The organism is Streptomyces sp. ST2-7A (genome assembly GCF_021390475.1).
GTDB lineage: Bacteria > Actinomycetota > Actinomycetes > Streptomycetales > Streptomycetaceae > Streptomyces.
Genome location: NZ_JAJUWS010000027.1, coordinates 56,189 through 69,218, shown reverse-complemented (window position 1 = coordinate 69,218; position 13,030 = coordinate 56,189). Strand labels below are relative to the sequence as shown.

Below are 13,030 nucleotides of genomic sequence, written 5' to 3'. Positions count from 1 at the left end.
CCCGTCGATCCCCGGGTAGCCGAGCGGGCATCACGCCGCGTCGGGGGGCGGGGAAGCGTCGAACCACGACACCCGGGGTTCACGTCCAGTGCTCCTTCCGACCCGACGTGATGTGTAATGAAAGCCATAAAAGGGATAAATGTCGCGTCCGGGGGTTCCGCGTCGGAGGCCGTGAGGGGCCGGGGAGGCCCGGCACGGCGGACGCGCGGAATCCGGGCGGGGATCGCCGGCGAGGCGGACGAGGAGGTCTGACCCATGGCCGAGAAATCCGGCACGACCGGAGCAGTAGGAACGGCGGCGACACCATGACCGCCCACATCCCGGGCGGTGCCGGCCCCGGCCGCCCCGGACTCGCACCGCACAGGGGCACCGGCCGCTCCCGGCGGCGCGGCCTCGCGGCGGCCGGGGCGGGCCTGCTGGCCGCCTCGCTGCTCGCCGGCTGCGGCACCGACGAGGGCCCGATCGAGGTGAATCTCTACCTCTCGCCCGAGGAGAGCCTCCCCGACGTCGTCGCGCGCTGCAACGAGGAGGCCGACGGCCGCTACCGCATCGTCTACAACCAACTGCCGCGCGACGCCGACGGCCAGCGCGAGCAGATGGTGCGCCGGCTCGCCGCCGAGGACACCGGCCTGGACGTCCTGGGCCTGGACGTCACCTGGATCCCCGAGTTCGCCGAGGCCGGCTGGATCGAGGAGTGGACCGGGGAGGACCGCGAGGAGGCCGTCCGCGACGTGCTGCCCGGCCCGCTGGAGACGGCGATCTGGGACGACAAGGTCTACGGCGCCCCGAAGAACACCAATGTCCAGCTCATGTGGTACGACGAGCGGATCACCCCCGAGCCGCCCGCCACCTGGTCGGAGCTGATCGAGACCGCCGAGCGGCTGCGCGAGGAGGGCGAGCCGTACCGGGTGCTGTTCACCGGCGCCCAGTACGAGGGCCTGGTGGTCTTCTTCAACAGCCTGGTCGCCTCCACCGGCGGCAGGCTGCTCTCCGACGACGGTACCGAGGCGGTCGTCGACGAGGGCGTGGTCGAGGCGCTGGAGATCCTGCGCGATCTGGCCACCGCCGGCATCACCAGCCCTTCGCTGTCCAACCAGCAGGAGGACGAGATCCGTCTCGCCTTCCAGGGCGGCGGCGGAGCCTTCCAGTTCAACTGGCCGTTCGTCTACGCCTCCTACGCCCAGGAGCGACCCGACGACCTCGAACACATCAAGTGGGCCCGCTATCCCACCGTCGAGGAGGGCGGGGAGAGCCGCACCACCGCCGGCGGCTACAACCTGGCCGTGAGCAGCTACTCGAACCACAAGCCGGAGGCCTTCGAGGCGGCCCTGTGCCTGCGCAGCGCCGAGAGCCAGAAGTACCAGGCGCTGCTCTCCGGCCTGCCGCCGAGCATCGAGACCGTCTACGACGACGAGACGCCGCTCGACCCCGACCAGCCGGCCGACCCGGAGACCAATCCGACGATGGCCAGCGAGTACCCGCCCAAGGAGACCATCCGCGAGGCCCTGGCGGAGGCGGCGGTCCGGCCGCTCACCCCCGTCTACCAGAACCTGTCCACCGTCACCGCCAAGATCCTCTCGCCGCCCTCGGCCATCGACCCGGAGGCGACCGCCGACCGACTGCGCGAGGAACTCGAGGCGGCGCTGCAGTCCCAGGGGGTGCTCCCGTGACCACGACCGAACCCGATCGGGCCGCGACGCGGAGGCCCGGCTCCGGCCGGCACACCGGGAAGCCCCACCGGGAGGACACCACCCCCGCCCCGGCCGGAACCGGTGGCGGGGGCGGCGGCTCCCGCCCCGTCGACCCGGGCGACAACGGTGGCGGGGGCGGCCGGGCCGCCATGAGCGAGGGCAAGCGCGCCGAGCGGCGGCTCGGTTGGCTGCTGTGCGCGCCGGCCGCGCTGGTGATGGTCGCCGTCACCGGCTGGCCGATCATCTACTCCATCTGGCTCTCCCTGCACCGCTACGACCTGCGGCTGCCGGGTCAGCAGGAGTTCATCGGGCTGGAGAACTACATCGTCGTCCTCACCAACTCCTACTGGTGGACGGCGTTCTCGGTGACGATGATCATCACGCTGGTCTCGGTCGCCATCGAGCTGGTGCTGGGCATGGCGTTGGCCCTGGTCATGCACCGCACGCTGATCGCCCGCAACCTGGTGCGAACGGTGACCCTGATCCCGTACGGCATCGTGACGGTCGTCGCCGCGTTCTCCTGGTTCTACGCCTGGACACCGGAGACCGGCTATCTCGCCGGGACCTTCGCGCCCGACGGAGCGCCGCTGACCGACCGGGCCGCGTCGATCGCGATCATCATCGTCGCCGAGGTGTGGAAGACCACCCCGTTCATGGCGCTGCTGCTGCTGGCGGGCCTGGCCCTGGTGCCGGACGACCTGACCAAGGCGGCGGCGATGGACGGCGCGGGTCCCTGGCAGCGGCTGTGGAAGGTCATCATCCCGGTGATGAAGCCGGCGATCCTGGTGGCGCTGCTGTTCCGCACCCTGGACGCGTTCCGGATCTTCGACAACATCTTCGTGCTCACCGGCGGGGCCAACGACACCTCGTCGGTCTCGATGATCACCTACAACAACCTCATCCGGGGTCTGAACCTCGGCATCGGGTCCGCGATGTCGGTGCTGATCTTCATCTCGGTGGCGATCATCGCGTTCCTGTTCGTGAAGCTGTTCGGGGCCGCCGCGCCCGGCAGCGGTAGGGAAGGGGGCCGCTGATGGCCGCGACGACCGCGCCCGATACCACCGCTCCCGCCGCCCCCGGCGGCGACGCGATGCACGACGCCCGACGCCGGCTGAGCTGGGCCGCGATCAACACGATCGTGGTGGTCTACGCGCTGGTGCCCGTCCTGTGGATCGTGTCGCTCTCCTTCAAGACCAGTGACACCATCAACGACGGCAACTTCATCCCGCGCTCCTGGACTCTGGACAACTACGCGGAGATCTTCTCCACCGGCATCTTCACCCGGGCGCTGATCAACTCGATCGGCATCGCGTTGATCTCCACCTTCATCGCGGTGTCCCTGGCGGTGATGGCCGCCTACGCCATCGCCCGCCTGGACTTCCCCGGCAAGCGGGCGCTGATCGGCGTCTCCCTGCTGATCGCGATGTTCCCGCAGATCTCCCTGGTCACCCCGCTGTTCAACATCGAGCGGGAACTGGGCCTGTTCGACACCTGGCCCGGGCTGATCCTGCCGTACATCACCTTCGCGCTGCCGCTGGCGATCTACACCCTCTCGGCGTTCTTCCGGGAGATCCCGTGGGAGCTGGAGAAGGCGGCGAAGATGGACGGCGCGACCCCGATCCAGGCGTTCCGGCGGGTCATCGTCCCGCTGGCCGCGCCCGGCGTGGTCACCAGCGCCATCCTGGTGTTCATCTTCTGTTGGAACGACTTCCTCTTCGCGATCTCGCTGACCGCGTCGGAGACCGCGCGGACCGTCCCGGCGGCGCTGTCGTTCTTCACCGGTGCCTCGCAGTTCGAGGATCCCACCGGCACGATCTCGGCCGCGGCCGTGGTCATCACCATTCCGATCATCATCTTCGTCCTGCTCTTCCAGCGCCGCATCGTCGCCGGACTGACCTCCGGCGCCGTGAAGGGCTGAGGCACGCGGGACGTCGATCACGCCGCCGGCCGATACGCGCGAGAGCACGCGAGAACACGCGAGAGAACCCCGGGACCACCGGAAGCAGGGGAGAGAACCGACCATGGCCGAGATCGTTCTGGACCAGGTGTCCAAGCGCTACCCGGACGGCGCGCTCGCGGTGTCCGAGGTGAATCTGACCGTCTCCGACGGCGAGTTCATCATCCTCGTCGGCCCGTCCGGGTGCGGGAAGTCCACCACCCTCAACATGGTGGCCGGACTGGAGGACATCACCGCCGGCGAACTGCGCATCGACGGCGAACGCATGAACGAGCGCGCCCCCAAGGACCGGGACATCGCCATGGTGTTCCAGTCCTACGCGCTCTACCCGCACATGACCGTGCGGGAGAACATGGCCTTCCCGCTGCGGCTGGCGAAGGTCGACGACGGAGTCGTGCGGCGCAAGGTCGAGGAGGCCGCGCAGGTCCTGGACCTCACCGAACACCTCGACCGCCGCCCCTCCAACCTCTCCGGCGGTCAGCGCCAGCGGGTCGCCATGGGGCGTGCCATCGTCCGCGACCCCAAGGCGTTCCTGATGGACGAGCCGCTGTCCAACCTCGATGCCAAGCTTCGCGGGCAGATGCGCACCTCCCTCTCCCGCCTGCAGAAGAAGCTGGGCACCACCACCCTCTACGTCACCCACGACCAGACCGAGGCGATGACCCTCGGCGACCGCATCGTCGTCCTGCAGGGCGGCCACGTCCAGCAGATCGGCACTCCCCAGTACCTCTACGACGAGCCCGCCAACCTCTTCGTCGCGGGCTTCATCGGCTCCCCCTCGATGAACTTCATGCCGGTGACGGTCGAGAACGACCGGCTCGCCACCCCGCTGGGCTCCGTGCCGCTCACCGACCGCTCCCGCACCCTGCTGTCCGCCGTCGACGCCCCGCGCGAACTCATCGCCGGCATCCGCCCCGAACACTTCGAGGACGCCGCGCTGGTCGAGGACCACCTGCGGGACAAGGGCCACACCTTCACCGGCACCGTGGACGTGCTGGAGTCGCTCGGCTCGGAGAAGTACGCCTACTTCGAGCGGGAGGGGGAGGGCGCGCGGGCCCGGCAGCTCGCCGACCTCGCCTCCGTCACCGGGTCCGCCGACGACACCGGCGGCCCCGCGCAGCTCATCACCCGGCTGTCGGCGGCCACCGGGGCGAGGGAGGGCGTCGAGCTGGACGTGTGGTTCGACCCCGCCCACATCCTGCTCTTCGACCCCGACTCCGGCCGCAACCTCACCCGGGAGGGGTGAGGCGGGCTCCGGGGAAACCCCGGGGAGAGGGGCGGACCCACCGACGCGGGCCGGACCCGGGCGTGATGCCCGGGCCCGGCCCGCGTGGTGTCGCGTGGTGTGAAGTGGTGTGGTGCCGTCCGGGGATCAGTGCGCGTCGAGTATCACGCCGCTGATCTCGTTCGGGGAGTCCGGCAGTTCGGCGCTCGCCAGGATCTCACCGCTCTCCACGTGCACCGCGTGCACCGCCCGGCCGTCCGGGTCGGTCACGTACGCCGTGTGGTCGCGCACGAAGATCGCCGGGCGCGGCTGCTGCCACTCCATCGGCTCCTCCCACTCCTCGATGACCGGGATGGAGTTCACGACCTCGCCCGCCTCCGGGTCGATCACGTGGACGCTCCCGTCGGTGCCCAGCACCAGGGCCTCGCCGTGCGGGCCGCGGGCCAGGGAGCGGAAGGTGTAGCTGCTGTCCAGATCCACCAGGCGCAGCTCACCGCTCTCCGTGTCGATCAGGGCGATCCGCTCGGGGCGCTCCAGGTCGGCGTCGGGGTCGCTCTTGTAGTCGCCCAGCACGATCGCCGACTCCTCGGAACCGGACTGGTTGCCGATCCGGCCGTAGTCATCGGGGCTGTCCACCTTGGTGATGGCGCCGTCCCGGTAGACCAGGACGCCGTCCTGGCAGCCGACGACCACGGCCTCGTCGCGGGCGGTCGCCTCGCCGTGCACGCCCGGGCAGTCCTCGTTGCGGGCCACCTCCTCGCCGTCGGCGTCCAGCACGACGATGCCGGTGCGCTCCTCCTCGGTGCCCAGCGTGGTGACCAGTTCGCCGGTGGACAGCTTGATCGCCACGCCGTGGTGCGGCTCGTCCGACATGTGGGTCTCGACCTCCGGCTCACCGTCGCCCAGGGCGTCGGTGTCGAACATCGTGACCTCGCCGGTGCCGTCGGTGAACAGCACGGTCACACCGGCGTGGTGGACGACGTGGCCCGGCTTCTCGCCGGGGAAGGTGACATCGGTCAGCTCGCCGTTCACGGCGTCCAGCACCCGGAAGCCCTCGGCGGTGGAGACCATGACGTGGCGGTCGTCGCCGACCGGGTTGACGCGGTTGAAGCCGTCCAGTTCGATCTCGTGGACGACCTCCAGGGTGTCGCCGTCCAGGATCCGCAGGCCCCCGTCGTGGGTGAGGACCAGCGGCTCGTTCGCCTCGACGACCTCGGAGGTCTCGTCGGCCTCCGTGGGCTCGGCGGTGTTCTCCCCGCCGCCGGTCCCGTTCGAGGCGTCGGCGGAGTCGTCCCCGCCGCCGCAGGCGGTCAGCAGGAGGGCGGCGGTGAGAGCCGTCGCCGTCGCGGCGACGGCCCGGGCGCGTGGTGCGGTGCGCATGGTGGATGGATTCCCTTCGATGACGGGTGAACAGGGGGTGGTGCGCCCCGGCGGACCGGGGCCTTCCGCCCCCGGGGTCCGGGGGCGGCACGGCGGTGGTGTCGTGCGCGCGGTGGGCGCGGACGGGGCGGCCCTCGTCAGGGGGCCGGGGTCGATGGGAAGGGCGCCGGGGCACGGTGGGGCGGGGCACCGGCCGATCTCCGGCGCCCGGCCCCACCCGCCGGGCTCAGGTCAGGCCGTCGACGATCGCCCGCGTGTTGGCGCGCATCATCTCCTCGTAGGTCCCGGCGCCCTCGCCCGGCGCGGTCAACGACTCCGAGAACAACGGCACGATCTCCACGTCCAGACCGCTCTCCTCGCGCAGCGCCCGGGCCAGCCGGTCGGGGTGGGAGGAGTCCACGAAGATCGCCCCCACGTCCGCCTCGACGATCGCCCGGGAGAGCGACTCCAGGTCCGAGGCGCCGGGCGAGGCCAGCGTGGTGCCACCGGGGATCACCGCGCCGATCACCCGGAAGTCGAAGCGCTCGGCGAGGTAGCCGAACACGTGGTGGTTGGTCACCAGCGCCCGGCGCTCCGGCGGGAGGGTCGCGAACTCCTCCTCCATCCACGCCGTCAGCTCCCGCAGCAGCTCGGCGTAGGCGTCCGCGTTCCCCCGCACGGCCTCCGCGTCGATCCCCGGCACCTCCTCGACGATCCGCTCCGCGATGACCTCCGTCGCCGCGATCATCCGCTCCGGATCGGTCCAGAAGTGCGGGTCCGGGACGCCGGCGGCGTCCCCCGAGGCGTACGGCAGCGGGTCCACCGCCTCGCCGACCGCCTCGGTGGGCACGCCCTCCTCCCCGGCCGCCTCCACGTGCCGCAGCACGTTCTCCTCCAGGCCCATGCCGTTGTGCACGATCAGGTCGGCCCGCTCCAGGCCGGCCGCCTGCGCGGCGGAGACGCCGAACGAGTGCGGGTCGGCACCGGGGCCCATCAGCACGGTGACCTCGGCCTCGTCGCCGACCACGGCCCGGGTCACGTCGCCCAGGATGTTCGTGGTGACCACGATCGACGGGGTGTCCCCGGCGCCGGAGGAGCCGGCGGGGGCGCCGCAGCCGGTCAGGACGACCGTCGCCGCGGCCAGCAGCGCCGGCAACACGACGGCGCGCGATCGGGACGACGTGGTGGTGGACGCGTTCATCGGCCGGTCACCACCATTCGGCGCGGCTCGGCGTCCACCGGCAGCACGCGGGCGACGCGCAGGTCGTCCCGGGCGTCGATCTCGTGGATCCGCCGCTCGGCGATGTCGTTGACGTAGACGCGTTGGGTGTCCACCTCGATGACCGTCCCCTCCGGTACCGAGCCGTCACCGGCGGCGGGGTCCAGCAGCGCGGCGCGGGCGATCTCCTCGCCGCTCGCCGGGTCCACTGCCACCAGATCGCCGTCGGGGTCGAGGAGGAGGACGGGGGCGTCCTCGCCGACCGCGTTGACCGCCACGGCCGGACCGGTCTCCAGCAGTTTCCAGACCGGCTCGGCGAGATCGAGGAACCACACGCCCCGGTCCCCGGCCCGGGCGGCGAGGACGGCGCCGTCGTTGCGGTGGCGCAGTTCGGTCGGCAGGTCCTCCTCGGCGGTCCCCTCCGGGTAGGGGATGGCGGTGACCTCCGGCTCCCCCTCCCCACCGGCGGTGAACAACAACGCGCCCTCGGCGCACGCGTACACCGCGCCGCGCCGGGTCACGGCCCCGGCGGCGGGGTCGGAGCACACGGCGTCCGGGGCGGCGACCGACTCGTTCCCGCGGTCGCGCACCTCCACCCGACCGGTTCCGGCGGGGTCGGTGACGGGGACCAACAGGCCGCCGTCGAAGGGCAGGACCGGGCCGTCGGCGTCGTCGATCCGGCGGAGCTCCGCGAGGTCGCCGTCCTCGGCACCGGCGCGGTCCAGCAGCAGGGCGCCGCCCTCGGAGAGGGTGACGGCGATGACGGCGGTGTCCGCGTGCGCGGCCACCGGCCGCGCCGCCTCCACCGTGCCGACCTCGCGGGCGCCGGTGCGGTAGTGGTGCACGTGGTCGCCGTGGTCCACGGTCCACGCCCCGCCGTCCACGACGCGCACCGCGCCGTCCTCCAGCAGGTGGGCGAAGCGACCGTCGCCGATCATCGGCGCGGGCGCGTCGGTGCCCGCGATCCGGCCGGCCTCCCCGATGACGGTGCCCTCCTCGGACACCAGGTCCAGTACGTGCACGGGCTCCCCGCCGGCGGAGGCGAGGACCAGTCGGGACTGCTGTTCCGCGGTCTCCTCGGCACCCTCGACGTAGCCGTGCGGGGTCTCCTCCCCGGAGGTCCCCGCGCCGTCGTCGGTTTCCCCGGCGGAGGTCGGGTCGTCGGCGCCCTCACCGCAGCCGGTCAGCAGCAGACCGCAGGCCAGGGCCGCGACCGGAAGGGCCGGGAGGCGCCGTCGCGGCCGGTCGTGGCCGGTCCGGCGGGGACGGGGGGTGGTGCTCATCGGGAGGTCTCCACATTCCTTCGTGGGGTGGGAAGCGCGGCCGGGGGACCGGCGGGTGGCGCGGCCGGGGTGGGTGGGAGAACCCGTCGGCCGCGCAGGCCGGCGATCCCGGCGGAGAGGAAGAACTGCAGGACGGCGACGCCCGCGACGGTCGCCCCGGCGGCGGTTCCCAGGTGCCAGGAGAGCAGGAGGCCGATCACGGTCGCGGTGATCCCCAGCAGTGCCGCCCCGGCCATCACCACCGGTACCCGCCGTGCCCACGGCAGCGCTGCGGCGGGCGGCGCGATGAGCAGCCCGAAGACCAGCAGCGTGCCCACGACGTGGAAGGAGGCCACGATCGCGAGGGTGACCAGGGCGAGCATGCCCGCCCGGGCGAGGCGGGGGCGCAGCCGCAGAGTGTGGGCCTTGCGCTCGTCGAAGGCCAGGGCGACGAAGGCGCGATGACCGGCCAGGGAGAGGAGCACCGCGAGGAGCAGGGCGATCCCCAGATGCCACAGGTCCTGTTCGCGGACCGCCAGCACGTCCCCGAAGAGGAAGCCGGTCAGGTCGACGGCGAAGGAGCCCGAGCGGGAGACGATGATCACGCCCAGCGAGAGCATCCCGACGAACAGCAGGCCGATCGCGGTGTCGTGGGACAGCCGGGGGGAGCGACCCAGAAGGGTGACGCCCGCCGCCATGGCGGCGGCACTGACCGCCGCGCCGAGCATGAGGTTGCCGCCCAGGAGGGAGGCGAGGGCCACGCCCGGCAGCATGCCGTGGGCCATGGCGTCACCGAGGAAGGCCATTCCGCGCAGCACGACCCAGGTGCCGGCGAGCGCGCAGATCAGCGACACCAGGACACCGCCCCACAGGGCACGCTGTACGAAGGTCACCTCGAAGGGACCGACCAACCACTCCATGGATGGACCGTACAATGAAAATGATTTTCAGTTCAATGTGAGGAGAGTGGTCATGGCGGCGACCCAACGGTCCGCGATCGGGTTCGAAGACCTCTCGGTGGTCCGGGGGCGACGTGTGGTGCTGTCCGAAATCAACGCGCGGGTACCGGAGTTGGGAATCACCACGGTGGTCGGCGGCAACGGCGCCGGCAAGTCCACCCTGCTCGGCGTCATCGCCGGTGTGATCAAGGCGACAACCGGGACCCTCACCCGTCACGGCCCCGGCCGGGTCGCCCACGTCATGCAGCGCACCGACGTCCCCGACGCCCTGCCGCTCACCGTTCGCGAGACCGTCGCGATGGGGCGCTGGGAGCGCCTCGGCCCCTGGCGCCGGGCCCGACCGGAGGACCGTCGGCGGGTCGAGGAGGCCATGGCCGACCTCGGGATCGACCGGCTCGCCGACCGTCGCCTCGACGAACTCTCCGGCGGACAGCGCCAGCGCGCACTGGTCGCCCAGGCCCTCGTCCAGGACGCCGACCTGCTCCTGCTCGACGAACCCACCACCGGCCTGGACGCCGCCGCCCGCGCCGACATCCTCGCCGTCCTCGACGGCCTGCCCGCCCGGGGCGTCACCGTCGTCCACGCCACCCACGATCCGGAGGCCGCCCGCCGCGCCGGACACTGCCTCGCGCTGGACGCCGGCACCCTGCTCGCGCAGGGCCCGCCGGCCGAGGTGCTCACCGCCGTCTGATCGCTCGGCGGGAGCGCGAGCGGGAGCGCGCCGGAGCCGGACTCCGGGGCGGCCCCGCGGCGCGGTCCGGCGGCGCCTGCTCAGGACGGGTCGAGGAGCTGCTCGGTCCAGATGGTCTTCCCCGCCGGCGTGTACCGGCTGCCCCACCGGTGGGCGACCTGGGCCACCAGGAACAATCCGCGCCCGCCCTCGTCCGCCGGCCGCGCCCGCCGCAGGTGCGGCTGTGTCTGACTCGGGTCCGACACCTCGCAGATCAACCGCCGATCCCGGGTCAACCGCAAACCGATCGGCCCCCCGGCGTATCTGATCGCGTTCGTCACCAACTCGCTCACGATCAACTCGGTGCCGAACACCAACTCCTCCGGAACCTCCCAGGTCGCCAACCGCTCCGAGGTGAGTGTCCGGGCCCGCGCCACCACGCCCGGATCCGCCGGCAGCTCCCAGAACGCCGTCGACTCCTCCGGCACCGCGCCCATCCGCGCCATCAACAGCGCCAGATCCTCCCGGCGGGGACACTCGCGCAGTCGGGCCGCCATCCGCTCGCCCAGCTCGCGCAGCGGGAGATCCCGGGCGACCGCGGCCACGGCGCCCTCGCGCACGACCAGGGCATCCCGCCCCGGGCTCCCGGGGACGTCCCCGGCGGATCGGACCTCCCGGTCCCCGTCGTCCCCGTCGTCCCCGGTGTCCGTGTCGGCCCCGGCGTCTCCGGCATCCCCGGTGTCCGTGTCGGCCCCGGCGACCGATCCGCCCACCGGCGGGATGCCGCCCACCGGTAGTGATTCATCCCTCGCCGGGAGGTTGACGGAGGCTGGGGCGCCGTCCGCCGCGAGGGCCACCGGATCACCGCTGGGGAAGACCAGTACATCCCCCGGCTCCATCCGTAGCTTCACCGGCTCGAACGGCTCACCGCCGGTGCCCAGTGGCGGGCCCGTCTGGAGTTTCACCTCCTCCGCCTCCGTCTCCCCCACCCGGCACAGCACCGGGGACGGATGCCCCGCCGCCGCGATCAGGCACACCCGTTCGATCGGGTCGTACGTCGCGTACAGGCACGTCGCTCCCAGCAGCGAACCCACCGGGTCGTGCCGCTCCTCCTCCTCGCCGAACCGCATCACCAGGTCGTCCAGATGGGTCAGCAGCTCGTCCGGCGGCGGATCGAGGTCCGCGAGGGTCTGTACCGCCGACCGCAGTCGGCCCATCGCCCCGGCCGCGTTCACCCCGTGCCCCACCACCCGGCCCACCACGAACGCCACCCGGGTCCCCGACAGCGCGATCACGTCGTACCAGCTGCCGCCGGTCCCCGCCGCGGTGCTCGCCGGCACGTACGTACCGGCCGTCTCCGCCGCCGTCAGGCGCACCACCGGACGCGGCAGCAGACTGCGCTGCAACGCCTCCACGGTCCGCCGCTCGCGGGTGTACCGGCGGGCGTTGTCCAGGCTCAGCGCCAACCGCGAACCGATCTCCTCCGCCAGCGAGGTGTCCGCCCGCTCGAACGGGGCCCGGTCCCCGGTGCGCCACAACCCCACCGCGCCCAACACCAGCCGCCGGGCCCGCAGCGGCAGCAGGAGCAGGGAGGTCGCCGTCTCCGGTAGCAGCAGGCGCAGCAGCCCCGGGTCGTCGGACAGTTTCGCGCGCAAACCGTCCAGACCCACCAACACCTCGGCCCGGCCGGTGCGCAACTGCTCGCTCTCGAAGTCACCGACCCGGAAGGCGGCCCCCGGCGGGTACATTCCCTCCGGCCACTCGCCGTCCGCCGCCACGGCCACCCGTCGCAGCGGCGAACCGGAGACGAACCACTCGGGCTCCTCGCCCGCCAGCACCGCCTCGGTCAGGTCCACCGACGCCAGGTCCGCGAAGGCCGGAACCAACATTCCCAACAACTGCTCGGCGTTGCGCACCAGGTCCAGCGACTCACCCAGCCGGGAGGCGGCGGCGTGCAGCAGCTCCAGTCGCCGGCGGGCCCCCTCCTCGGAGGTGGCGGGAGCCGTCGGCGGGGAGAAGTCCGCCATGATGTCCGGGAGTCGGCTCCCGTATCCCCCCGGGCCGGGCTCCGAGGTGCCCGGAACCGGAAGGAGCCGGACCACGAACCGGATCGGTGATCCCTCCGGCAGCTCGGAGACCTCCACATCCGCCGTCACCGTGTCGCCGCCCACCCGGCGCAGTATCGACCGGATGGTGTTCCGCCCCCCGGTGGAGGCGTTCGTGGAAAGCCAGGTCCAGACCGAGGGAGGCACGAAGAAGACCTCCACCGGGCGGGCCCGGATCTCCTCGAACGCCCCACCCAACACCTTCACGGCGGTCCGGGTGCAGGTCACAACCTCCCCGGCGGCATCGAGCATCAGCTCGGCGGGTTCCTCGCGGTCCGCCGAGCCGGCTTCCCGGTGTTCGACGCGGCCGGTCATCCGCCATCCACCGCCACGACACCACTGCGAGCGTGCTCCACATCCCCATTAGACGATCCCCCCGCCTCCCCCGCCTCCCCGGAACCGCCGGGTGGGCGAGCCCCCGCACCGTTTCGGCCGTGCCGGCGTGCGCGGCCGGAGCCGGGGGAGGCGACCCGATGGACACGCGATGTCCGGCCCGTCCCGTGCCGGCCCTCGCCGCGCGCCGGCCCTTCCCGCGCGGGGCGACCGGACCGTCCTGCCGGGCCACGGCGGACGGCCGCGCCGA

The 13,030-nt window shown here is 72.5% G+C and carries 10 protein-coding genes; 5 read left to right on the top strand and 5 right to left on the bottom strand.

The features are described from left to right. Positions 1-305 precede the first annotated feature (305 nt). The 4 genes from LZF96_RS17180 (at position 306) to LZF96_RS17165 (ending at position 4,894) form a co-directional block, all read left to right on the top strand. On the top strand, positions 306-1,670 hold the full coding sequence (locus tag LZF96_RS17180) for an ABC transporter substrate-binding protein (RefSeq protein WP_233872884.1): 1,365 nt from the start codon (positions 306-308) through the stop codon (positions 1,668-1,670). A gap of 170 nt (positions 1,671-1,840) precedes the next feature. After that, the gene (locus LZF96_RS17175; RefSeq protein WP_233872968.1) at positions 1,841-2,725 is read left to right on the top strand and encodes a carbohydrate ABC transporter permease; all 885 of its coding nucleotides are present in this window, start codon (positions 1,841-1,843) and stop codon (positions 2,723-2,725) included. Positions 2,726-2,781: 56 nt separating this feature from the next. After that, positions 2,782-3,609: a carbohydrate ABC transporter permease gene (locus LZF96_RS17170; RefSeq protein ID WP_233872965.1), complete on the top strand. Its 828-nt coding sequence runs from the start codon at positions 2,782-2,784 to the stop codon at positions 3,607-3,609. Positions 3,610-3,712: 103 nt separating this feature from the next. Further along, positions 3,713-4,894: an ABC transporter ATP-binding protein gene (locus tag LZF96_RS17165; RefSeq protein ID WP_233872881.1), complete on the top strand. Its 1,182-nt coding sequence runs from the start codon at positions 3,713-3,715 to the stop codon at positions 4,892-4,894. A 126-nt stretch (positions 4,895-5,020) separates the two neighbouring features. On the opposite strand, the gene aztD is transcribed toward LZF96_RS17165, so the two are convergent. The 4 genes from aztD to aztB form a co-directional block, all read right to left on the bottom strand. Further along, complete coding sequence (gene aztD / locus LZF96_RS17160) at positions 5,021-6,253, bottom strand: zinc metallochaperone AztD (RefSeq protein ID WP_233872878.1); 1,233 nt, start codon at positions 6,251-6,253, stop codon at positions 5,021-5,023. Between the two features lie 226 nt (positions 6,254-6,479). Further along, positions 6,480-7,433 (bottom strand): zinc ABC transporter substrate-binding protein AztC, encoded by a 954-nt coding sequence (aztC, locus tag LZF96_RS17155; protein WP_233872875.1) that lies wholly within the window; start codon positions 7,431-7,433, stop codon positions 6,480-6,482. After that, positions 7,430-8,734, bottom strand: a complete 1,305-nt coding sequence (locus LZF96_RS17150) for a hypothetical protein (protein ID WP_233872872.1) — start codon at positions 8,732-8,734, stop codon at positions 7,430-7,432. The genes aztC and LZF96_RS17150 overlap by 4 nt, the downstream gene beginning before the upstream one ends. Beyond that, entirely contained in the window at positions 8,731-9,633 is a 903-nt protein-coding gene (gene aztB, locus LZF96_RS17145) for a zinc ABC transporter permease AztB (RefSeq protein ID WP_233872869.1), read from the bottom strand. Before aztB ends, LZF96_RS17150 begins: the two co-directional genes overlap by 4 nt. A 52-nt stretch (positions 9,634-9,685) precedes the next feature. On the opposite strand from aztB, the gene aztA reads away from it, so the two are divergent. After that, positions 9,686-10,363: a zinc ABC transporter ATP-binding protein AztA gene (aztA, locus tag LZF96_RS17140; protein WP_233872866.1), complete on the top strand. Its 678-nt coding sequence runs from the start codon at positions 9,686-9,688 to the stop codon at positions 10,361-10,363. Between the two features lie 80 nt (positions 10,364-10,443). On the opposite strand, the gene LZF96_RS17135 is transcribed toward aztA, so the two are convergent. After that, the gene (locus LZF96_RS17135; protein ID WP_233872863.1) at positions 10,444-12,762 is read right to left on the bottom strand and encodes an ATP-binding SpoIIE family protein phosphatase; all 2,319 of its coding nucleotides are present in this window, start codon (positions 12,760-12,762) and stop codon (positions 10,444-10,446) included. Positions 12,763-13,030 lie beyond the last annotated feature (268 nt).